22 protein-coding genes and 1 other annotated feature (1 of these 23 running past the window's edge) are annotated in these 20,013 nt (G+C 56.8%); of the genes, 19 read left to right on the forward strand and 3 right to left on the reverse strand.

All coding sequences use genetic code 11. The annotated features are described in order from the left end of the window. Positions 1-56: 56 nt before the first annotated feature. The 9 genes from spoVE (at position 57) to sigE (ending at position 10,175) form a co-directional block, all read left to right on the forward strand. Positions 57-1,154: a stage V sporulation protein E gene (spoVE, locus tag BLR08_RS08315; protein WP_072328715.1), complete on the forward strand. Its 1,098-nt coding sequence runs from the start codon at positions 57-59 to the stop codon at positions 1,152-1,154. A gap of 7 nt (positions 1,155-1,161) precedes the next feature. Beyond that, the gene (locus tag BLR08_RS08320) at positions 1,162-2,235 is read left to right on the forward strand and encodes an undecaprenyldiphospho-muramoylpentapeptide beta-N-acetylglucosaminyltransferase (protein ID WP_072328716.1); all 1,074 of its coding nucleotides are present in this window, start codon (positions 1,162-1,164) and stop codon (positions 2,233-2,235) included. Positions 2,236-2,430: 195 nt separating this feature from the next. Then, the gene (gene murB, locus BLR08_RS08325; RefSeq protein WP_072328717.1) at positions 2,431-3,336 is read left to right on the forward strand and encodes a UDP-N-acetylmuramate dehydrogenase; all 906 of its coding nucleotides are present in this window, start codon (positions 2,431-2,433) and stop codon (positions 3,334-3,336) included. A gap of 15 nt (positions 3,337-3,351) precedes the next feature. After that, positions 3,352-4,620, forward strand: a complete 1,269-nt coding sequence (murA, locus tag BLR08_RS08330) for a UDP-N-acetylglucosamine 1-carboxyvinyltransferase (RefSeq protein ID WP_072328718.1) — start codon at positions 3,352-3,354, stop codon at positions 4,618-4,620. A 109-nt stretch (positions 4,621-4,729) separates the two neighbouring features. Then, positions 4,730-5,575: a cell division protein FtsQ/DivIB gene (locus BLR08_RS08335; RefSeq protein WP_072328719.1), complete on the forward strand. Its 846-nt coding sequence runs from the start codon at positions 4,730-4,732 to the stop codon at positions 5,573-5,575. Positions 5,576-5,800: 225 nt separating this feature from the next. Next, entirely contained in the window at positions 5,801-7,048 is a 1,248-nt protein-coding gene (gene ftsA, locus BLR08_RS08340; protein ID WP_072328720.1) for a cell division protein FtsA, read from the forward strand. A gap of 65 nt (positions 7,049-7,113) precedes the next feature. Next, the gene (gene ftsZ, locus BLR08_RS08345; RefSeq protein ID WP_072328721.1) at positions 7,114-8,259 is read left to right on the forward strand and encodes a cell division protein FtsZ; all 1,146 of its coding nucleotides are present in this window, start codon (positions 7,114-7,116) and stop codon (positions 8,257-8,259) included. Between the two features lie 216 nt (positions 8,260-8,475). Beyond that, positions 8,476-9,384 carry a sigma-E processing peptidase SpoIIGA gene (gene spoIIGA / locus BLR08_RS08350; RefSeq protein ID WP_072328722.1) on the forward strand — a complete coding sequence of 303 codons (909 nt, stop codon included), beginning with the start codon at positions 8,476-8,478 and terminating at the stop codon, positions 9,382-9,384. Between the two features lie 68 nt (positions 9,385-9,452). Continuing rightward, on the forward strand, positions 9,453-10,175 hold the full coding sequence (gene sigE / locus BLR08_RS08355; protein WP_072328723.1) for an RNA polymerase sporulation sigma factor SigE: 723 nt from the start codon (positions 9,453-9,455) through the stop codon (positions 10,173-10,175). A 214-nt stretch (positions 10,176-10,389) separates the two neighbouring features. Here sigE and BLR08_RS08360 read toward each other — a convergent pair whose 3' ends face one another. Both BLR08_RS08360 and BLR08_RS08365 read right to left on the reverse strand, forming a co-directional pair. Then, positions 10,390-11,763, reverse strand: coding sequence for a sensor histidine kinase (locus BLR08_RS08360; protein WP_072328724.1), 1,374 nt, complete (start codon positions 11,761-11,763; stop codon positions 10,390-10,392). Then, a complete protein-coding gene (locus BLR08_RS08365; protein ID WP_072328725.1) occupies positions 11,760-12,446 on the reverse strand; it encodes a response regulator transcription factor in 687 nt (228 codons plus the stop codon). Before BLR08_RS08365 ends, BLR08_RS08360 begins: the two co-directional genes overlap by 4 nt. A gap of 168 nt (positions 12,447-12,614) precedes the next feature. On the opposite strand from BLR08_RS08365, the gene BLR08_RS08370 reads away from it, so the two are divergent. Both BLR08_RS08370 and BLR08_RS08375 read left to right on the forward strand, forming a co-directional pair. Next, positions 12,615-12,824 carry a DUF5957 family protein gene (locus tag BLR08_RS08370; protein WP_072328726.1) on the forward strand — a complete coding sequence of 70 codons (210 nt, stop codon included), beginning with the start codon at positions 12,615-12,617 and terminating at the stop codon, positions 12,822-12,824. Next, on the forward strand, positions 12,824-13,258 hold the full coding sequence (locus BLR08_RS08375) for a DUF6220 domain-containing protein (protein ID WP_176835457.1): 435 nt from the start codon (positions 12,824-12,826) through the stop codon (positions 13,256-13,258). The genes BLR08_RS08370 and BLR08_RS08375 overlap by 1 nt, the downstream gene beginning before the upstream one ends. Positions 13,259-13,407: 149 nt before the next feature. Here BLR08_RS08375 and BLR08_RS08380 read toward each other — a convergent pair whose 3' ends face one another. Then, positions 13,408-14,472 (reverse strand): MerR family transcriptional regulator, encoded by a 1,065-nt coding sequence (locus BLR08_RS08380; RefSeq protein ID WP_072328727.1) that lies wholly within the window; start codon positions 14,470-14,472, stop codon positions 13,408-13,410. 199 nt (positions 14,473-14,671) lie between these two features. Here BLR08_RS08380 and sigG point away from each other — a divergent pair, with 199 nt between their 5' ends. The 8 genes from sigG (at position 14,672) to BLR08_RS08420 (ending at position 19,913) form a co-directional block, all read left to right on the forward strand. Next, positions 14,672-15,454 (forward strand): RNA polymerase sporulation sigma factor SigG, encoded by a 783-nt coding sequence (gene sigG / locus BLR08_RS08385; protein ID WP_072328728.1) that lies wholly within the window; start codon positions 14,672-14,674, stop codon positions 15,452-15,454. Positions 15,455-15,601: 147 nt separating this feature from the next. Beyond that, positions 15,602-15,904 (forward strand): YlmC/YmxH family sporulation protein, encoded by a 303-nt coding sequence (locus tag BLR08_RS08390; RefSeq protein ID WP_072328729.1) that lies wholly within the window; start codon positions 15,602-15,604, stop codon positions 15,902-15,904. A 70-nt stretch (positions 15,905-15,974) separates the two neighbouring features. Then, positions 15,975-16,841, forward strand: coding sequence for a peptidoglycan editing factor PgeF (pgeF, locus tag BLR08_RS08395; protein WP_072328730.1), 867 nt, complete (start codon positions 15,975-15,977; stop codon positions 16,839-16,841). Positions 16,842-16,924: 83 nt separating this feature from the next. Continuing rightward, entirely contained in the window at positions 16,925-17,614 is a 690-nt protein-coding gene (locus BLR08_RS08400) for a YggS family pyridoxal phosphate-dependent enzyme (RefSeq protein ID WP_072328731.1), read from the forward strand. A 56-nt stretch (positions 17,615-17,670) separates the two neighbouring features. Continuing rightward, positions 17,671-18,099: a cell division protein SepF gene (locus tag BLR08_RS08405; RefSeq protein WP_072328732.1), complete on the forward strand. Its 429-nt coding sequence runs from the start codon at positions 17,671-17,673 to the stop codon at positions 18,097-18,099. 37 nt (positions 18,100-18,136) lie between these two features. Continuing rightward, positions 18,137-18,397, forward strand: coding sequence for a YggT family protein (locus BLR08_RS08410; protein ID WP_176835469.1), 261 nt, complete (start codon positions 18,137-18,139; stop codon positions 18,395-18,397). Between the two features lie 16 nt (positions 18,398-18,413). Then, a complete protein-coding gene (locus tag BLR08_RS08415) occupies positions 18,414-19,196 on the forward strand; it encodes a YlmH family RNA-binding protein (protein WP_072328734.1) in 783 nt (260 codons plus the stop codon). A gap of 237 nt (positions 19,197-19,433) precedes the next feature. Then, positions 19,434-19,913: a DivIVA domain-containing protein gene (locus BLR08_RS08420; RefSeq protein WP_072328735.1), complete on the forward strand. Its 480-nt coding sequence runs from the start codon at positions 19,434-19,436 to the stop codon at positions 19,911-19,913. A 63-nt stretch (positions 19,914-19,976) separates the two neighbouring features. Continuing rightward, positions 19,977-20,013 (forward strand) — a binding site (T-box leader); it runs 221 nt beyond the window's last position.

Raw genomic sequence — 20,013 nt, forward strand, 5'->3', positions numbered from 1 at the left:
GGATCATCTGCGGCGTCCGCCCTCCTAATTTAACCAGGTTAGAGGTGTGAGACGTAATGGTCAAACCACGGTCGGCTCCGGATCTATATTTGCTCGGCTCAACGCTGCTGCTGCTTGTTATCGGCGTGGTGATGGTGTACAGCGCCAGCGCAGTGCTGGCGTTTCGCGAATTCGGCGATGCCTTCTATTATTTGAAGCGTCAGGCGCTGTTTGCCGCACTTGGCGTTATCGCCATGTTTTTCACGATGAACACCGATTATGAGGTGTGGAGAAAATACGCGAAGATCGCGCTGATCGTTTGCTTCGTGCTGCTGGTCGCCGTGCTGGTGCCCGGCATCGGCGTTGTCCGGGGAGGAGCTCGGAGCTGGCTCGGGATCGGCTCGTTCGGCATCCAGCCCTCGGAATTCATGAAGATGGGGATGATCATCTTCCTGGCCAAGTGGCTCTCTAGCCAGCATCATCCGATCAAGGAGTTCACGCGCGGGCTGCTGCCTCCGCTCGGTCTGGTCGGACTGGCCTTCGGACTGATCATGCTTCAGCCTGACTTGGGGACGGGCGCGGTCCTGGTGGGGGCCTCCCTGCTTATTATTTATGCGGCGGGGGCTCGTCTGCGCCACCTGTCCTATTTCGGCCTCGTCGGGGTGGTCGGCTTCGTCGGCCTTATCATTGCGGCGCCATACCGCCTGAAGCGAATCACAGCCTTCCTCGATCCCTGGCAGGACCCTCTTGGGGCAGGTTATCAGTCGATCCAATCGCTTTATGCCATCGGGCCGGGAGGGCTGGTCGGTCTGGGACTTGGGATGAGCCGGCAGAAATACAGCTATTTGCCTGAACCGCAAACGGACTTTATCTTCTCCATTATCGCCGAGGAGCTTGGCTTCATCGGAGGCACTTGCGTGCTGCTGCTGTTCATGGTGCTTGTCTGGAGAGGCATGCGTACCGCCATTACCGCTCCGGATGCGTTCGGCAGCCTGCTGGCTACCGGCATCGTCGGCATGATCGCGGTGCAGGTCGTCATCAATATCGGCGTTGTCATCGGCATGTTCCCGGTTACCGGCATTACGCTTCCGCTGATCAGCGCCGGTGGCTCATCGCTGACGCTCATGCTGACTTCGATCGGCGTGCTGCTTAATATTTCACGTTACTCGAGGTGACTGGGCTATGAATAAAATCGTTTTTACCGGCGGAGGGACGGCAGGGCATGTGACGCCCAACCTGGCTATCATGAATCGCCTGAGGCAAAGCGGATGGGAGATGGCCTACATCGGCTCCCGCGACGGCATTGAACGCGAAATTATCGAACATGAGGGCATTCCGTTTCATCATATCGCTTCAGGCAAGCTGCGCCGGTATTTCGACCTGAAAAATTTTAAGGACCCGTTCCGGGTGCTTCAAGGCACGCTGCAGGCTTACAGGCTGCTGCGCCGCATACGCCCGCAGATTGTGTTCTCGAAGGGCGGATTTGTGTCCGTGCCCGTGATCGTGGCCAGCCGCATGCTGGGCATTCCGGTCATCTCGCATGAATCCGATCTGACGCCGGGGCTGGCCAACCGCATCTCGATGCCGTTCGTCTCGCGCATCTGCGTCACGTTTCCCGAGACGCTGGCCCATGTCCGCCAGGACAAAGGAGAATGCACCGGGCTCCCGATCCGCGAGCAAATACTGGCCGGCAAGGCTGCAAAGGGCATAGCGCGCTGCGATTTCCATACCCAGAAGCCCGTGCTGTTCATCATGGGAGGCAGTCTGGGAGCGCAGCGCATCAATCAAGCGATTCGCGCGTCGCTGGAAACGCTGCTGCAAAGCTATCAGATTATACATATTTGCGGGAAAGGGCATGCGGAGGCCAGCCTGGACGGCGTCCGAGGCTACCGGCAGTTCGAATATGTCAAGGACGAGCTGCCGGAGCTGCTCGCCTGCGCGGATCTCGTCGTGTCCCGGGCAGGCTCGACCTCGATCTTCGAATTTCTGGCCTTGCGCAAGCCGATGCTGCTCATTCCGCTCTCCAGACAAGCCAGCCGGGGCGATCAGATTCTCAATGCCGAGTCCTTCGAGAGGCAGGGGTATGCCCATGTGCTGCAGGAGGAGGAGCTTACGCCTCAGACGCTTGTATCCGGACTGGCGGCGCTGCAGAGCGACAGCGCAGGCATGAAGCTGCGGATGGCGGACAATCCTTATGGCAATGGAACCGACTCGATTGTCCGGTTGATCGAAAGATTCAAGCTTCCCGCCTCTTGACGAATTTTGCAGATAGGCGATTGTCACACTCTGTGCCGTTTCACATAAACTACACTATAACCGTGACAGACACCCGGCGAAGCGGCGGGAGGCGGTCTTCCGAAAGAAAGAGACCCGGAAGCCCGCCCCTGCGTGATCGGATACAGCGCCTATGCTGTATGGCGCGCCAGGCGTTCTGTGAAGGAGGTTGATCCCATGCAACAAGTCATATCGGAATTGCTGAACGGATCGTTCGGAGAGGTTAAACTCCAGGAGCCGCTCGCCCCCTACACGACCTGGAAAATAGGCGGTCCCGCCGATTGCCTGCTCATTCCCCGCGATAAGGATCAGCTGATCCGGGCGGTGAAGCTGCTGCATGAAAGGCAGGTTCCCTGGACGGTTATCGGCCGGGGCTCCAACATGCTGGTTGCCGACAAAGGCATTCGGGGCGTGGTCATCAAGCTGGGGGATGCGCTGAATGCCGTGCGGATTGAAGGGGAGTCGGTAATAGCCGGCGGCGCATATTCGTTCATCAAGCTCTCGGTAATCGCGGGCAAGGAAGGCTTGACCGGACTTGAGTTCGCCGGAGGCATACCGGGGACTGTGGGTGGCGCCGTCTACATGAATGCCGGGGCGCACGGCTCTGATGTGTCACGAATTTTACAGCGGGCTGAAGTACTGCTCCCAACGGGAGAGTTGGCAACGTATCACAATGAGGACTTGGCGTATGCGTACCGGCATTCCATCCTGCAGACGAAGCAGGGCATCGTCACCGAAGCGGAATTCCGGCTGAGGCATGGCGATCGCAAGGAAATAGCGGCTGCGCTGGCTGCCTACAAGGACCGCCGGCTGCGAACGCAGCCTCTGCAGCTGGCCTGCGCGGGCAGCGTCTTCCGGAATCCGGAAGGCCATCATGCGGCTAAGCTGATCGAGGAGGCGGGCCTGAAGGGTCTGCGTGTCGGCGGCGCTCAGGTCTCCCCCCTGCATGCCAACTTTATCGTCAATACGGGGCAGGCGACAGCCCACGACGTGCTCACTTTAATCGAACAAATCATAGCAGAAATCCAAGCCCGATTCGGAGTTAAGCTCGTACCTGAAGTATTGGTGGTGGGTGAGCGGTAAATCGGAGGTGGGATTTTGGAAAAGTTGGTTATCGAAGGCGGGAAACCTCTATCGGGAGCCATCCATATTCACGGCGCCAAAAACGCCGCTCTGCCGATCCTGGCAGCGAGCATCATGGCGGAAGGCACGGTCGTGCTGGAAAACGTACCGGAGCTTTCGGATATCGGAGTGATGCTGGGGATATTGCGTTCACTCGGCTGCAAGGCCGAACAGACAGGCGAGATCGTGACGGTCAATACGGCAGCCGTCCATCAATTTCACATTCCCGAGCATTTGATGAGTCAGATGAGATCCTCCATCTTCCTGATGGGGCCGCTCCTTGCCCGCCTCGGACGGGTAGAGCTGTATCAGCCCGGAGGGTGTGCGATCGGGGAACGGAAGATCGATCTTCATCTGAAGGGACTTATGGCTCTGGGGGTGCACATCGAGGATAACGGAAGCCGGATTGTGTGTACGGCGGCTGAGCTCACCGGAGCGGATATCATGCTGGATTATCCGAGCGTCGGCGCGACGGAAAACATCATGATGGCGGCCGTCATGGCCAGAGGCCAGACGACGATCACCAATGCCGCCCGCGAGCCGGAGATTCAGGATCTCCAGAATTTCCTCAACGCCATGGGGGCGAGGATCATCGGGGCCGGTACCGATACGATTACGATCGAAGGCGTCCAGGAGCTCGTCCCTTGTACTTACCGCATTATCCCGGACCGGATTGTCGCAGGTACGCTGATGATTGCTGCAGCCGTCACCCGGGGTCAAGTGGCGCTCAAAGGGGTTTGCCCTGCGCATCTGACTTCCGCCATCCACGTCCTAAAGCGTTCAGGTGTTCAAATAGCGATCGACGGTGATATAATAGTGGTATCCGCGCCTTCCCGGCTGAAGGCGGTGGAGCGTATCGTGACCAGCCCTTATCCGTCTTTCCCGACAGATTTGCAATCGCAGATTATGGTTCTCCTCAGTCTCGCAGATGGCGTAAGCATCGTGAAGGAAACCGTGTTTGAAGGCCGCTTTAAGCATGTTGACGAATTGTCGCGGATGGGAGCGGATATCCGTGTCGACCTGAATGCGGCCATTATCCGGGGAGTACCCCGACTGTATGGCGCGACGGTCGAAGCGACCGATCTGCGGGCAGGAGCTGCGCTTGTCATTGCGGGGCTAGCCGCACAAGGCACGACGGTCATCGAGCAGATTCATCATATCGACCGGGGGTATGACCGCATCGAGAACATGCTGAGGTCGCTCGGAGCGACGATTAACCGGACTACGCCGGTTGCCATGGAATAATTCCGATTCTCTACTACCAGCATATGAAAGCTGCCGCCGGGTTATCCCTCCTTTCTTGATGGGAACGGGGATAGCCGGCGGTTTACATACTTACGAAGAGGAGGCCGTCATGGAGGACAGACTTCCCGTGATGAAGCAGCACAAGCCGCGAAGCCGAAGCAGCAGGAAGCTGCTCCTGTTTCTATTCCTGTTCTTCATCACGCTGCTGCTCATATTGTTCTTTCAGTCTTCTCTAAGCAAGATTACCGAGGTTACGATCAGTGGACAAGCCTTGGTGGCGGAGGAACAGATCCGCAAGGCTGCCGCCGTCAATCCGGGCGATCATTTCTTCTCCGTATCGACCGACGGCATCGCCGGGCAGATTAAGGCGCTGCGCATGATCGAATCGGTCGAAGTCAAGAAGCGCTTCCCGGGCCGCATCGAGATCCAAGTTCAGGAATACCCGAAGGTGGCGTACCAATTCGGCGAGAACGGCCAGATCGAAGCGCTGCTGGCGGACGGCAGCGTCGTCCCTGTCACGATGCAGGGAGCGAAGCTGGACATGCCTATCCTGTCAGGCTGGGCGAAGGATGACCCGCTTAAGGTCGAGCTGTGCCGGGCCATGGCGGGGCTTGATCCGTCCCTGTTCTCCGACGTGTCGGAGATCAAGCCTTCGCCGAGCCAGTCGTTCCCGGACCGGATCAAGATGTACACGCGGACGCAGTTCGAGGTCGTCACGACCATCGAATTTCTCCCTCAGAAGATGCCGAACATGGAGACCTTCATAGCCAAGCTGCGCGACAATAACATCACAAGCGGCGTGCTGACCATGCTGCTGGCGGACTCGCATGCTCCATTTCCCGCACAGGAGACGTCGGGGGCGAAGAAAGCGACGGATACCTCCGGCAAATCGACCGGGAAAACAAACACGTCTTCGCAAGGAAGCAAGGAAGAGAAGGCGCCGCCGAAAGAATAGAATTGTCGTCTTTCTCCGACAGAGGCTATAGGCCTAATTCTAGTTCCAAAGTTCCTACTTTTGCTCTCCGAATAATGATATTATTAAAATTATGGGATAATTTCAGCTTACGTTCAAAAAAGAATGCAAAAAAAAGAGGAAACGGCTGAGCCGTGTGGAATAGTTACAAGCAGGTTTGCTGACCAAGGCTCATTTATACTACACAATACAGGAGGTGCCACGGGGTTGAGCAGCAATGACATCATTGTTAGTTTGGACATCGGTACATCCAAAGTTCGTGCTATTATTGGAGAAGTCGTAAACGGCGCCATTAATATAATTGGAGTTGGATCTGCCGACTCGCAAGGAATACGCAAGGGAGCCATCGTAGATATCGATCAGACCGTGCAGTCGATCCGCAGCGCAGTGGATCATGCGGAACGGATGGTCGGCATCCAGATCGCCGAAGTGTATGTCGGTATCTCGGGCAACCATATTGCCTTGCAGTCCAGTCATGGCGTTGTCGCCGTGTCCAATGAAGACAGGGAGATCGGCGACGAAGATATTGAGCGCGTCATCCAGGCGGCCAAGGTCATTCCGCTCGCGCCGGAGCGCGAGATTATCGGGGTTGTGCCTAACCAATACGTAGTGGATGGAACGGACCAAATTTACGATCCTCGCAGTATGATCGGAGTACGGCTCGAGGTTGAGGCTACGATCGTCACGGGTACGAAGACGGCGGTCCACAACCTGCTGCGTGTCGTGGAGAAGTCGGGACTGAAAGTATCCGGCCTGATCCTGATGTCGCTCGCGGCCGGTCACTTGGCGTTGTCCAAGGATGAGAAAGCGATCGGCACGGTGCTGGTGGATATCGGCGCAGGAGCCACGACCATTGCGATTTTCGATGAGAATCGTATGGTTGCGACCTCGACGCTGCCTATCGGCGGCGAATACATTACGAACGATATTGCTTACGGTCTGCGGACACAAGCCGATATCGCAGAGAAGATCAAGCTGAAGTTCGGCTGTGCGATCGTCGATCATGCGGCCCCGGATCAAGTATTCAAAGTGAACCGGATCGGCAGCAATGTGGACAAGGAGTTCTCGCAGGTGGATTTGGCGAATATCATCGAACCCCGGGTTCAGGAGATTTTCCACCTGATCCGGATGGAGGTCCAGCGCCTCGGTTACTCCGAGCTTCCAGGAGGATATGTTCTCTCCGGCGGCACGGTGTCCATACCGGGGATTCTGCCTGTTGCCCAGCATGAGCTTGCGTCTTCCGTACGAATTGCCGTGCCTGATTACATCGGCGTTCGTGATCCTTCCTTCACCAGCGGCGTCGGTATCATTCAATATGCTTCCAAGTATGTGCGTGGTGCCAAGCAAAGCTCAGGAGCCAAAAGGACAGTTGCTAACAAGAAGGCATCTCCCGGCCAGGAGCAAAAGCCCTCGGCTATGGAACGTTTTAAAAATTGGTTAAGCGAATTTATTTAGACCGAACGTCATCGTGTGGCTAAAGATTGTACGGTTTAAAGCCTAATGAGGGGGAAGACGCTAGTATGTTTGAATTTGATATGGACACGGACCATCTGGCTAAAATAAAGGTCATCGGTTGCGGCGGCGGCGGAAGCAACGCCGTCAACCGGATGATCGAGAATGGCGTCAAAGGCGTAGAGTTCATTACGGTAAACACGGATGCTCAGGCGCTTCATCTGGCGAAATCGGAGACGAAGCTGCAGATCGGGGACAAGCTGACGCGCGGCCTCGGGGCCGGGGCCAATCCGGAGGTAGGGAAGAAGGCGGCGGAGGAATCCCGCGAGCTGATTTTCAATGCGCTCAAGGGCTCCGACATGGTTTTCGTTACCGCAGGCATGGGCGGCGGCACGGGAACGGGCGCAGCTCCGGTTATTGCGGAGATCGCCAAGGAATGCGGCGCTCTGACAGTCGGCGTCGTTACGCGGCCGTTCACGTTTGAGGGACGCAAGCGTGCGCTCCAGGCGGATCAAGGCATCGCTGCGCTTAAGGAGAAGGTCGATACGCTGATCGTTATCCCGAATGACCGGCTCCTGGAGATTGTCGACAAAAAGACGCCTATGCTTGAAGCGTTCCGCACGGCGGACAACGTGCTCCGGCAAGGCGTGCAAGGGATCTCCGACCTGATCGCCGTTCCCGGTCTGATCAATCTCGACTTTGCCGATGTCAAAACGATCATGACCGAACGGGGCTCCGCCCTGATGGGGATCGGTGTCGGCACAGGCGAGAACCGTGCTGCGGATGCGGCCAAGCAGGCGATCATGTCTCCGCTGCTGGAAACGTCCATCGACGGCGCAAGAGGCGTGCTAATGAATATTACGGGCGGCGCCAATCTGTCCTTGTATGAAGTCAATGAAGCTGCCGATATCGTCGCTTCCGCTTCCGACCTGGAAGTGAACATGATTTTCGGAGCGGTCATTGACGAAAGATTGAAGGACGAGATCATGGTCACCGTCATTGCTACAGGCTTCGAGCACAAGAACCTGACGGCACCTCCGGCGAAAAAGCCGGCGACTTCTGGCACTTCAGCCGGCGCCAGCAGTCAGCCTCAGGAATCTTCGGATTCGCGGCTGAACAATCTGCGTCCGTTCGGCGGACAATCTTCCAACGATCAGCTCGACATTCCTGCGTTTCTGCGCAACCGCAACCGCGGGGGCTTCGACAACAAATAATAATCCGTGTACGACCGCCAACCGGCCCTTCGAGGGTCGGTTTTTTGGTTTGGCCGCAGCGGCTGCGAAGCTGCCGCATAACCCCCGTTCCCTCCCCAGGAAGCGACAAAAATAGTCCGGTCGCGGCGGCATGATTAGACAGACTTTGGAATAGGATTACTATATACTTGTCTCATTCGCGGAAATGCCGGCGGCGCGCGGAGGAGGTGACGGAAAATGGTGGTGTATCTCGATATCATTTTCCTAATGAATGTGCTGATAGACGGCACATTGCTATGGACTACCGCCTGGTCGCGCAAGCTGCGTTTTCGCCTCTGGCGGCTTTTGACGGCTGCTGCGATCGGCGGCAGCTATGCCATTTTTTTATTTTTTCCGCCGCTTGGCTTCATGTACACCTTTCTTGTAAAATTTCTGTTCTCGCTCTTCATGTTGTGGACGGCTTTCGGCTTTGGCGGGCTTCAGCATTTTTTGCGGAATTTGGGTGCATTCTATATGGTCAATTTTGTGGCGGCAGGCGTCGTAGTCGGATGTATGTATGCCAGACTCTCAGCTCCCGAGCTGCTGAGCGGTATCTTGCTGGGGCGCGGACTGACGGGAACCTTGACGCTGATCGCTGTCGGTATACCGGTTGCCGTCTGGATATACCGTGTGGTCGTTCAGGCTTTGAAGCGCAAGCAAGAGCTGGCCTCGCTTATGGCGAAGGTGGACGTGCATATCGATTGCGTCGCCTCGAGCTGTACGGGGCTGATCGACACCGGGAACCAGCTGTACGATCCGCTGACGCGAACGCCGGTCATGGTGATGGAGGCATCCCAGTGGGGCGAGTGGATTCCTGAGGCTTGGATGGAGAAAATACGCCGGGCGGAGGTGGACCAGATTGTCAGCGCGATTGGCATGGACTCATTTATCTGGCAGGATCGCTTGCGTCTTGTCCCTTATCGGGGAGTAAACCGCAGCACGCAGTTTATGCTGGCGCTGAAGCCGGACAAGGTGATCATTACGACCGAGCAGGGCCAGACGGAGACGCTTAAGGTACTGATTGGATTGGACGGCGGACGGCTTAGCTCGGATAACGCTTATCAGGCCATCATTCATCCGTCGCTTGTACAGGCAGGCAATGGATAACGGAGCGATTCAGAGCGCCCTTGCCGGCAGGCACGATCAACCATACCCTGAACAGGAGGAAGCCGAACATGTTAGTGAAATGGAAGCTGATGCTGCAAATTATGTATTTTCGTCTGCTGCTGCTGGTCGGGCTCAAAGGAAATGAGATTTACTACATCGGAGGAAGCGAAGCGCTGCCGCCCCCGCTCACCCGCGAAGAGGAAGAATATTTGCTGGAGAAGCTTCCAACGGGCGATGCGGCCATCCGCGGGGTACTGATTGAGCGGAATCTGCGCCTGGTAGTTTATATTGCGCGCAAGTTTGAAAATACAGGCATCAATATCGAGGATCTGGTGTCGATCGGCGCCATCGGATTGATCAAGGCGGTCAATACGTTCGATCCGGAGAAAAAGATCAAGCTGGCCACCTACGCATCCAGATGTATCGAGAACGAAATTTTAATGTATTTGCGGCGCAACAGCAAGATCCGCACCGAGGTGTCGTTCGACGAACCGCTCAATATCGACTGGGATGGCAATGAGCTGCTGCTGTCGGATGTGCTCGGTACGGAGAATGACACCATCTACCGAAACATCGAGGAACAGGTGGACCGCAAGCTGCTCCACAAGGCGCTCGATAAGCTGACGGAGCGGGAGCGCATCATCATGGAGCTGCGTTTCGGCTTGCAGAACGGGGAAGAGAAGACACAGAAGGACGTTGCGGACATGCTGGGCATCTCGCAATCGTATATATCCAGGCTGGAGAAACGGATTATTAAACGCCTGCGGAAGGAATTCAATAAAATGGTATAAGTCCTGCGATTTCAAATAAACGAAGAACCTTCGAAACCGGCTTGGCGGGCAAGCGAGCGGTGACGAAGGTTCTTTGTTGCGCTTGCATGCAGATGGCCGGAAGGTATGAGGGCAGGAGGCCGAAGGCCAACCGCTGGCTAACCGCCGGCAATGAGAAAATGAGCCGAACGTATAGTGCGCGGACGTTGGGTGAGCCTGCTGCCATGACGAACGCTTAGGGCGACATGGGTGGTGTCATATAAGGCAAAGTAACCGTAAACGTCGAGCCTTTTCCCGGAGAGCTGGCCACCTCCAGCGTTCCTTTGTGCAGCAGCACGAACTCTCTGGCGATCGCAAGCCCTATTCCCATGCCGCCACTGTTCCGGTTCCGCGCTTCATCTGTCCGGTAAAACCGATCGAAGAGCGAGGAGAGATGCTGCTCCTCAATGCCGATCCCGCTATCGGCAACGGCGACCTGCAGCAAGTCGGCGTCCGGGGAGCGGAGCAGGTTAACGGTTACGGTAACGGAGCCGCCCTGCGGAGTGTAGCGGATGGCATTGGCGAGCAGATTGAGGAACACCTGGGCCAGCCGGTGAGGGTCTGCCCAGAGGGTGGGAACAGGGCTTGGCGGGACGTTTAAGGTGAGGAGAAGCTCCTTGTCCTCCGCCTCCATCCGGATGCGTTCCAGGCTGCGCTCCAGCAGCTCCACCATGGCCACCGGCCTGCGCTCCAGGGTCAGCCGCCGCGCCTCAGCCAGCGACAGCTGATGCAGCTCATCCACGAGACGCGTAAGCCTGAGCAGCTCGTCCTGCAGAGGAAGCAGCTGCTCAGGCTCTACGGCCTGGCCGCTCTGCTGAATCCACTCCAGCTTGCCTCTGGCAATGGTAAGCGGCGTCCGCAGCTCATGAGCGACATCGGCTACAAGGTTTTTGCGCGCGTCCTCGGCGCGCCGAATCCGGTCCGACATCTGATTGAAAGCGAGCGCGACTTGCCCGTATTCATCCTTGGACGTAACGGGAGCCTGCACGCCGGGCTCGCCGCGGCCCAGCCGTTCGATAGCCGGCAGCAGCGCGTGAAGCGGCGCTGTCAGCTTGGCGGACAAGCGGTAGGCGATCACAAGAGCAAGAAGGGCGAGCAAAATCCCGCCTCCAAGCAGGAACACGGTAACCGAGCTGCCGATCCCGGCTCGAACAATGGCCCGGCTTGCGACCTCCTCGTCGCTGTAGTGCAAGCGGAACGAAGCGCCGTCCGCCGAATAAAGCGGCTGCTGCTGGCCCAGCCTTCTGACTTGCTGCGGAGCGAGCGGTCCGCGGAAGACGATCATACCGCCGGCAGAACTCGTGATCGCATAGCTGGCCTGCTTGTGTCCGCCGATTGTATCCGGAGCAGGCAGTTCATTAACGCGGTCCGCCGTTTCCCATGAGCGGCCATTTTCTTCATAGGCCGCCAGCAGACGATCCGCCAGCTCCGTCACTTCATGACGGCGGTCCACGTCCAGCTGGGAGCGGAGAATGCCCCAGATGACGGATTGCGTCAGAAAAGCGAACAGAAGTCCCATCAGCAGGATGATGGAGGACATCGCCAGGAACAGCTTGTGCCTGACGCTCATAACCGGTCTCCGAACCGGTAGCCGAAGCCGTAAACCGTATGGATATAAACCGGCTTGGCCGGATCGTCTTCGAGTTTCCGGCGTATGCGGCTGATATGAGCGTCGACCGTCCGCTCATCGTTCATATAGTCGTCCTCCAGGGCGGATTGAAGCAGCTGCAGCCTGCTATAGACTACGCCCGGTCTGGCTGCCAGCGCCAGCAGCACCTTGAATTCGGTCGGCGTGAGCGCTAATTCCTCCCCGCGCTTCCACACGCGGCATTGCTCCTCCGATATGGCGAGCTCCCCCCGCAGCAGCGTCTGCGCCGCCGTGTCCAAGCCCTCGATCCGCCGAAGTACGGCACGTATCCGGGCTGCCAGCTCCCTTAAGGAGAACGGCTTGGTCATGTAGTCGTCGGCTCCGACTTCGAGCCCGACAATTTTGTCGGTCTCCTCCGTGCGCGCCGTCACCATAATGATGCCTATACGGCCTTCCTTCCTCAGCTCCCGGCACACGTCAATGCCGCTCATCCCGGGCATCATCCAGTCCAGAACGACGAGCGACGGTTTTCGTTCCCGTGCGATGCGGACAGCTTCCGGGCCGGTTCGGGCGGTCACGGTCTCGAAGCCCTCCTGTCTCAGGAAAGGAACCATAAACTCGAGCACCTTTTCTTCATCGTCGACCAGCAGCAAAGTATGCGGCAATGGAAAGACACCTCCACTTTTCATCTGTTCTGCCCACATTATACACATTGGAGGGGGAGGACGGGGGAATTTCACGGGAATCGCAAAGGAATGTCACAAGTTCACAACAGTTCCCTGCTAGTATGTTCTTATAAACGAAGATGACACGCGGAAGGGGAGTTTGTCTGGATGACCAATTTCATTAAAACCGCATGCTGGGCCGCTGGAGGCTTTATGCTTGGCCTGCTGATTTCGGAGGCGCTTGGAGGTATCGGCCTGCTCTGGAGTGAGACGGCAATGGGAATTAAATATTTGCCGCTTGGGCTGGCAGGGATCGGAGCGGTTGTCAGTATTGTCCTGGCCGGGTTGCCGCAAAAGCAGGGGGAGGGGAGCCAGTGATGAAAGCGAACAAGGGGAATTCCTCCGAAGCCGTCATCCGGTTCTCGAGAGGGGTGTTTCAGCTATTGGCTTGGGCGTTCGTGCTCTCCGTCGGGCTTCAGACGCTGCTGGCGGGCATGGCTATTTTCCAGGATCCGGGACATTGGAGCAAGCATACGTCGTTCGTGCACATCATTGAGTTTATTCCGATCCTGATGTTTTTGCTGGCCTTTCCAGCGAAATGGCCTGCAGGCCTCAAGCTGCAGAGCGCGGGACTGTTCCTGATGATATTTGCCCAATATATGACAGCCCATCTATCGGCAGCAGGTCCGCTGCATCCGGTGATCGCTCTGCTGCTGTTCTGGCTTTCGATCATAACGGCCCGCCAATCGTCCCGGCTCGGACGCAGCGACGGAGCGGAAGTCAAGGCCGGCGGTAGCGGGCACCGCTCCTAAATCTTTCATTTCACATAAGCGCAGCCCCTTGTTGCTGTCCGCCGGACGGACGCCAACAAGGGGCTGCGCTTCGTATCGGCCGCCTCGCTTCCAGCTTATTCGCCCGCCTGATCGCCGCGAGCAGTTTCAATGGAACTTGATCGCTTTCTTCATACCCGCTGTTTGCGGGCATACACGACGCGCAGCAGCGGGCTGTAGGTTTCATGCGATACGCTGCAGCCCGCTTCCTCCAGCTCTTGCCTGAGCTCGGAAAGATAGGCATAGTTGTCGAGCTCCTCCGGCAGCACCCGCCCCAGACCGTTGTCACGCTGTTGCCCGGCAAGGAACTGCCGCTTGTGCGCCGCATCGTCGAACATAAAATCCGAGATGCACAGCCTGCCTCCCTGCTTCAGTACCCGGAGCATCTCGCTGACGGCAACCGGCCGCTGCTCCTCGGTCAAGTAATGATAGGCGAAGCTGGTCGCAACGAAATCGAAATGCGCGTCCAGATAAGGAATAGCGAGGAAGTTGCCGTGCCGTGTTTCTAGTCCGGGAAATTTGTTCCTGCACAGCTTCAGCATCTCCTTGGAGCTGTCGATCGCGGACATGACGGCTCCGCGGGCGAGCAGCTTGCCTGCCAGATTGCCTGTGCCCGTGCCGATATCGAGCCCGACTTCGCCCGGCTGGGGGTCAAGCCGGCCCGCGATATGCTCCAGCGCCTCGTCGTAGGGGACCTCGGCTCCGGAGGCAGTGACGCCGCTGCGCACGAGCTCGTCATAATAAGACGCCCGGGGATCGAAGTTCCAGGCGCTTTCCTTGCGGCTGCGTATGATTCGGAGCCGTTTGGAGCTTTCGGCCAGCGGATACGCATCCTCGGGCGCAAGCGTGCCCTGCTTGTCCAGCAGCTCGATCATCCGATCGGTCGTCTCCATCAGCTGTTTCAGCTCCAGCCACTGGGTGAAGGTAGCTGTGCGCTGCAGCTCCAGATAATGGCGCAGCTCCCCATCGTTGCCTTCCTCGATATGGGCCAGCGCTTGCTTGATTTCGCGCAGGGAAAGCCCGATTTCCCTCAGTGAGATGATGGTTTGCAGCCGCCACAGCTCATTGTCGGAGAACCTTCTGTATTGATTGCCGCTGTCCTTGTCGGGCTTGAGCAGCCCTTTTTCCTCATAGAAGCGGATCGTTCGGGTGGAGATATGTAGCCTCTCGGCCAATTCCTTGATACGGATCGACATCCACCTCCTTTCTTGCGGATTGCTTAATAAGTTGATTATAAACATGAACGTTACGTGAAGGTCAATGTTCTCCGCCTTTGAAATCCAGACAGGAGAAGGGCTGGCACGGGGACGCCCCGGCCAGTTGGAAAAATACGCATAAAAAATTCGCCCGCGGGGATAATGTACATTAATGTTTCTCCTTGGGAGGTAATCACGAATGACCCGAAACAAAGTCGAAATATGCGGCGTCGATACGGCAAAGCTACCGGTTTTGACCAATGCGGAAATGCGTGAACTGTTCGTCGCTTTACAGACGAAGAATGAGCGATCTGCAAGAGAGAAATTAGTGAACGGCAACCTCCGGTTGGTGCTGTCCGTGATCCAGCGCTTCAACAACAGGGGAGAGTATGTCGACGATTTGTTTCAGGTTGGCTGTATCGGCTTGATGAAAGCCATTGATAATTTCGATTTGAGCCAGAACGTCAAATTCTCCACTTATGCGGTGCCGATGATCATCGGCGAAATCCGCCGGTATTTGCGCGACAATAACCCGATCCGGGTATCGCGCTCGCTGCGCGACATCGCCTACAAGGCGCTGCAGGTGCGGGATCAGCTGACGAATCAAAATTCGCGGGAGCCGACGATTTATGAAATATCGGAGGCGCTGAACGTGCCGAAGGAGGATGTGGTGTTTGCGCTGGATGCGATCCAGGACCCGGTTTCGCTGTTCGAGCCGATTTATCACGACGGCGGCGATCCGATCTATGTGATGGATCAGATCAGCGACGACCGCAACAAAGACGTATCCTGGATCGAAGGCATTGCGCTGCGCGAGGCGATGAGGAAGCTGAACGACCGCGAGAAGATGATCTTATCCATGCGCTTCTTTGACGGAAAAACGCAAATGGAAGTAGCCGACGAAATCGGCATCTCTCAGGCTCAAGTGTCCCGGCTGGAGAAGTCGGCGATATCGCAAATGCAAAAGCATGTGAAAAATTGACCGCTTTACGAAGAGAAATCCCGACCTGACCCGCCGGCATTGCGACGGTGAAAGGTCTTTTTTTAATTTCAGGGCCATATCGGGCGTGTTTTGCCAGGCTGCCACATACATATGAAGTAACGACTAAAGCTCGGTGGTGATGCCTGCTTGAAGATTACGGACTTTCAGACGAAGGACGTCATCAATATCGTGGACGGCAAGAAGCTTGGCCAGATCAGCGATCTGGAGCTTGACTTAAGAAACGGGCGGATCGAGGCGATTGTAGTTCCGATCTCTCCCCGGTTTTTCGGGCTGCTTGGCAATGGGGCGGATATCGTGATTCCATGGCGGAATATTGTCAAGATCGGCATGGATGTCGTGCTGGTCGAGCTGGATGACATGGGGGCATATCGGCCGGAGGAGATGGGAGGCGGCTTGGACTATCACCGCGACTACTACCGCGGAAATTAAGGTTAGCGCGTGTTCTTTTGAAGCGGATCGTGTATACTGAGTGGTAACAGATGACAGGGGGGCGCGGGACATGGAACCATTTATGCTGAGGCAAGCCGAGAACGGCTGCGAACAGCTGGAGCTGGAGCCGCTGGTACGCGCCTATCCGGAGCTATCCGCCGGATTTACAACGCGCAGAGGCGGCGTTAGCCGGGAGCCGTTCGGCAGCTTGAATTGTGGACTTCATGTGGAGGACGTTCACGAGGATGTCGTAGAGAACCGGAGGCGGCTGGCGGAGGCGCTCGGCCATCCGTTCGAATGCGGTATTTATGCCGAGCAGGTGCATGGCAAGGAGATTCAGGTGGTTACGAAGCGGGAGACCGGCGCCGGCAGAGATTCGCGGGAGACGGCGCTGCAGGCGAAGGACGGCTTCGTCACCAATGAACGCGGGGTGATGCTTTATGCGTTGTTCGCCGACTGCGTGCCGCTATACTTCTATGACCCGATCCGGCATGCCGTGGGGCTTGCCCATGCGGGCTGGAAAGGAACGGCGCTGCAGATTGCGAGGTCCCTGCTGGAGACGATGAGCGCGGCCTACGGCACGAAAGCCCGCGATGTCAGGGCGGCGGTCGGTCCCTCCATCGGGGCGTGCTGTTATGAGGTGGACGAGACGGTTGTCCGGAGAATGGACCGCGCGCTTGCCGAAGCGGGTAGCGCCGGGCGCGACGAGGACGGGAATTCGTTTTATGTCAGGCGGCAGAACGGGAAGTACATGCTGAATCTGCAGCAGATCAATCGACAAATCTTGATCCAAGCAGGAATTTTGCCGTCTCATATCGAAATAAGTGGTTTATGCACGAGCTGTCGCACTGACCTGTTCTTCTCGCATCGCAAGGAAGGCGGAAAAACAGGGCGGATGGCCGCCTGGATCGGTCTTCGGGATCATGAGCACGGATAATTGCCGGCAGCTTGTGCTGCCGACACTCTCCGCTGCGTGTTCCTGGAAGGCTGTCCTACAGAAGACAAGGGGAAATTGCTATCATGAACCATTCATTGCAACAACGCATACAACAGGTGCAGGCACGAATCGAGGCGGCGTGCGCCCGCTCGGGAAGAGATCCGCACAGCGTCCGCACGATTGCGGTTACGAAGTACGTGTCGCTTGAAGCTACCGGCGAGGTGCTGCGCTCCGGACTTGAGCATATCGGAGAGAATCGCTGGCAGGACGCGTCGGACAAATGGGCTGCGCTCGGATCGCAGGGCGTCTGGCATTTTATCGGCCACCTGCAGACGAACAAGGTAAAAGAGGTCGTTGGCCGGTTCGCCTATATTCACTCGCTGGACAGGCTGTCACTGGCCAAGGAGATCGACAAGAAGGCGGCCGCGCTGGGCATTCAGGTTCCCTGCTTCGTGCAGGTGAACGTCTCGGGCGAAGAGACGAAGTACGGGCTTGCGCCGGACGAACTGCTGCCGTTCGCCAAGGAGATCGCCGGGATGCCGGGCATACGCGTCGAAGGGTTGATGACGATGGCTCCTTATGATGCGCAGCCAGAGGCGGCCAGACCCGTTTTCCGCGGGCTGAGGGAATGGCGGGATCGGCTGAACGAGAGCGGCGCGCTCGGCTACGAGGCCAGTGAGCTGTCGATGGGCATGTCCGGGGACTTCGAGGTGGCTGTAGAGGAAGGCGCTACCTGGCTGCGTCTCGGGTCTGTCCTGGTGGGTAAGGAGTAGGAAGAATGGCCGATGCCGAAGGCGGCATGAACGAATGATCAAGGAGGCGATCAACGATGGGCGTCTATAACAAATTTATGAATCTGATCGGTCTGCAGGAGGAAGAAGAAATAGTCGAACGCGAACGGCTCGCCGAGCAGCAGGAAGATGTTGAAACCCCGGTGCAGGAACCACGTAAGAACAAAGGAAACATCGTCAGTATTCATTCTCAGAAAAATATCCGGGTTATTCTGAATGAACCTCGTTCGTATGAGGAAACGCAGGAAATCGCCGATCATCTGCGCAACCGCCGTCCGGTTGTCGTCAACCTGCACCGCGTTCGCTCGGATCAGGCGACACGGATCGTCGACTTTCTGAGCGGAACCGTATACGCGCTGGGCGGCTCGATCTCCAAGATCGGCCCGAACATTTTCCTGTGCACGCCGGATACGGTGGAAATTCACGGCTCTATCACCGAGCTGCTGCATGCGCAACCGGAAGAGTAACATTTAAACTTAAGACGAGGTGAACAGCTTGGGCTCCATTAACGGTTACATTCTCACGCTTATTGATATTTATCAATACGTGCTCATCGCCTACGTGCTGCTTTCCTGGCTGCCAAGCGCGCGGGAAAGCTTCATCGGCGAAATTCTGGGGAAGCTGTGCGAGCCTTACTTGGGCATTTTCCGCCGGTTTATTCCGCCCATCGGCGGTATGATTGATATTTCTCCGATCGTAGCGCTGATTGCGCTTCGGTTTATCGGCATGGGTATCGTGGTTGTGCTTGGCTATATTATCCCGTAATTGCAGGTGAACTCAACTGGCACACGATAACATCTATGTACATTTTCACCCGGACGAGCACCGGTTCGTCGATCAGGCGGCCGAATGGATCGCCCGGGCTGAGCAGCATGACGTGAAGCGGACCGATTTTCTCGATCCGAGACAAGCTTTCATCCTGACTTCTCTGGCCAACGCAAACCTGGACGTTCACGTTCGCTTCGAAGGCGGGCATCCGGACGCGGAGAGGCGACGGGCGATCATCGCGCCGGAGTACCGGGTGCTGGAGGGCGAGGATGCCGGGATTCGCGTCATCTCGATCAGTTCTCCGGATGACAGTCTCGCTGAGCTCGATCATGGCGACTACATGGGAGCGATACTGGGACTTGGGCTTAAGCGGGACAAAATCGGGGATATTTATCCCAGGGCGGATGGCTGCCATATCGTCGTCGCTGCGGAGAACGCCGAATATATCTCGATACAGCTGAATCAGGTGCACCGGGTTCATGTACGCACGGAGATTCTCCCTGCCGACCAGCTCCAGCCTTCGCAATCCCGGCTCGAGGAGCTACAGCTTTCCGTGGCATCGCTGAGACTGGACGGCATCGCAAGCGATGTATACCGCCTCAGCCGGGCCAAGATTCTTATGCCGATCAAGGCGGGGCGCTGCAAGGTGAACTGGAAGCAGGAGGAAGATCCGAGCAAGCCGCTGAAAGAAGGGGATGTCGTCTCCATGAAGGGCTTCGGGAGATTTACGCTCCTGGAGGTGGAGGGGCTGAGCAAAAAAGGAAGACATCGGATTCGGGTCGGCAAATACGTTTAGCTGCCGATGAAGATGCCTGAGGCCTCGGCGGCCGAAGGATTAAAAGCGGAGGCTGCATGATTCGGCCAAGCTGCCCTATGAAGCTAGCGGCCCCACCAGGTGTGGGGTTATTTGGCTGCTTAGGTGACTTTTTTGTATGCGCGTGCAGGAAAATGCCAGCAGCTGTCGAATATGACAGTACGCATGGCTGCCGATAGTCCGGGCCTAACGCTTGTCAAATTTGCAGGAGGTGCAGCAATGGCTTTAACACCGCTCGATATACATAATAAAGAGTTCAGTCGTTCGTTCCGCGGGTATGATGAGGATCAGGTCAACGAGTTTCTGGATCAGGTGATCAAGGACTACGAAGCGTTGATCCGCGAGAACAAGGAGCTGCAAAATCAGCTCGTAACGATTCAAGAGCGGCTGGATCACTTTGCCAACATCGAGGAAACCTTGAGCAAGACGATCATCGTGGCTCAGGAGGCGGCTGACGAATTAAAGCAGAACTCCAAGAAGGAAGCGCAGCTGATTTTGAAAGAAGCGGAGAAAAACGCGGACCGGATCATTAACGAGTCGCTATCGAAGTCCCGCAAGATTGCCGTGGAGATCGAGGAGCTGAAGAAGCAGGCTTCCATCTACCGCACCCGTTTCCGCACGCTTATCGAGGCTCAGCTGGAGCTGCTCAGCAAGGAAGACTGGAACTCGCTGGAGCGTACCGAGATCGAACAGCCTTAGAGGTCCGGTTGACGGCATTTGTTTTTTTGGATATACTCCTGTATAAGTTACTTCTTCAAATAAAGGAAAGCGATGACTGGGACGAGTACTTGGTCTTACG

The organism is Paenibacillus sp. cl123 (assembly GCF_900101595.1).
GTDB lineage: Bacteria > Bacillota > Bacilli > Paenibacillales > NBRC-103111 > Paenibacillus_G.

Coding starts and splice junctions, on each gene's coding strand:
- spoVE (WP_072328715.1), top strand. CDS start 57: ATGGTCAAACCACGGTCGGCTCCGGATCTATATTTGCTCGGCTCAACG.
- BLR08_RS08405 (WP_072328732.1), top strand. CDS start 17,671: ATGGGCGTCTATAACAAATTTATGAATCTGATCGGTCTGCAGGAGGAA.
- BLR08_RS08400 (WP_072328731.1), top strand. CDS start 16,925: ATGAACCATTCATTGCAACAACGCATACAACAGGTGCAGGCACGAATC.
- BLR08_RS08420 (WP_072328735.1), top strand. CDS start 19,434: ATGGCTTTAACACCGCTCGATATACATAATAAAGAGTTCAGTCGTTCG.
- BLR08_RS08380 (WP_072328727.1), bottom strand. CDS start 14,472: ATGTCGATCCGTATCAAGGAATTGGCCGAGAGGCTACATATCTCCACC.
- pgeF (WP_072328730.1), top strand. CDS start 15,975: ATGGAACCATTTATGCTGAGGCAAGCCGAGAACGGCTGCGAACAGCTG.
- BLR08_RS08335 (WP_072328719.1), top strand. CDS start 4,730: ATGGAGGACAGACTTCCCGTGATGAAGCAGCACAAGCCGCGAAGCCGA.
- BLR08_RS08375 (WP_176835457.1), top strand. CDS start 12,824: ATGAAAGCGAACAAGGGGAATTCCTCCGAAGCCGTCATCCGGTTCTCG.
- sigE (WP_072328723.1), top strand. CDS start 9,453: ATGTTAGTGAAATGGAAGCTGATGCTGCAAATTATGTATTTTCGTCTG.
- murB (WP_072328717.1), top strand. CDS start 2,431: ATGCAACAAGTCATATCGGAATTGCTGAACGGATCGTTCGGAGAGGTT.
- sigG (WP_072328728.1), top strand. CDS start 14,672: ATGACCCGAAACAAAGTCGAAATATGCGGCGTCGATACGGCAAAGCTA.
- BLR08_RS08360 (WP_072328724.1), bottom strand. CDS start 11,763: ATGAGCGTCAGGCACAAGCTGTTCCTGGCGATGTCCTCCATCATCCTG.
- ftsZ (WP_072328721.1), top strand. CDS start 7,114: ATGTTTGAATTTGATATGGACACGGACCATCTGGCTAAAATAAAGGTC.
- BLR08_RS08370 (WP_072328726.1), top strand. CDS start 12,615: ATGACCAATTTCATTAAAACCGCATGCTGGGCCGCTGGAGGCTTTATG.
- spoIIGA (WP_072328722.1), top strand. CDS start 8,476: ATGGTGGTGTATCTCGATATCATTTTCCTAATGAATGTGCTGATAGAC.
- BLR08_RS08320 (WP_072328716.1), top strand. CDS start 1,162: ATGAATAAAATCGTTTTTACCGGCGGAGGGACGGCAGGGCATGTGACG.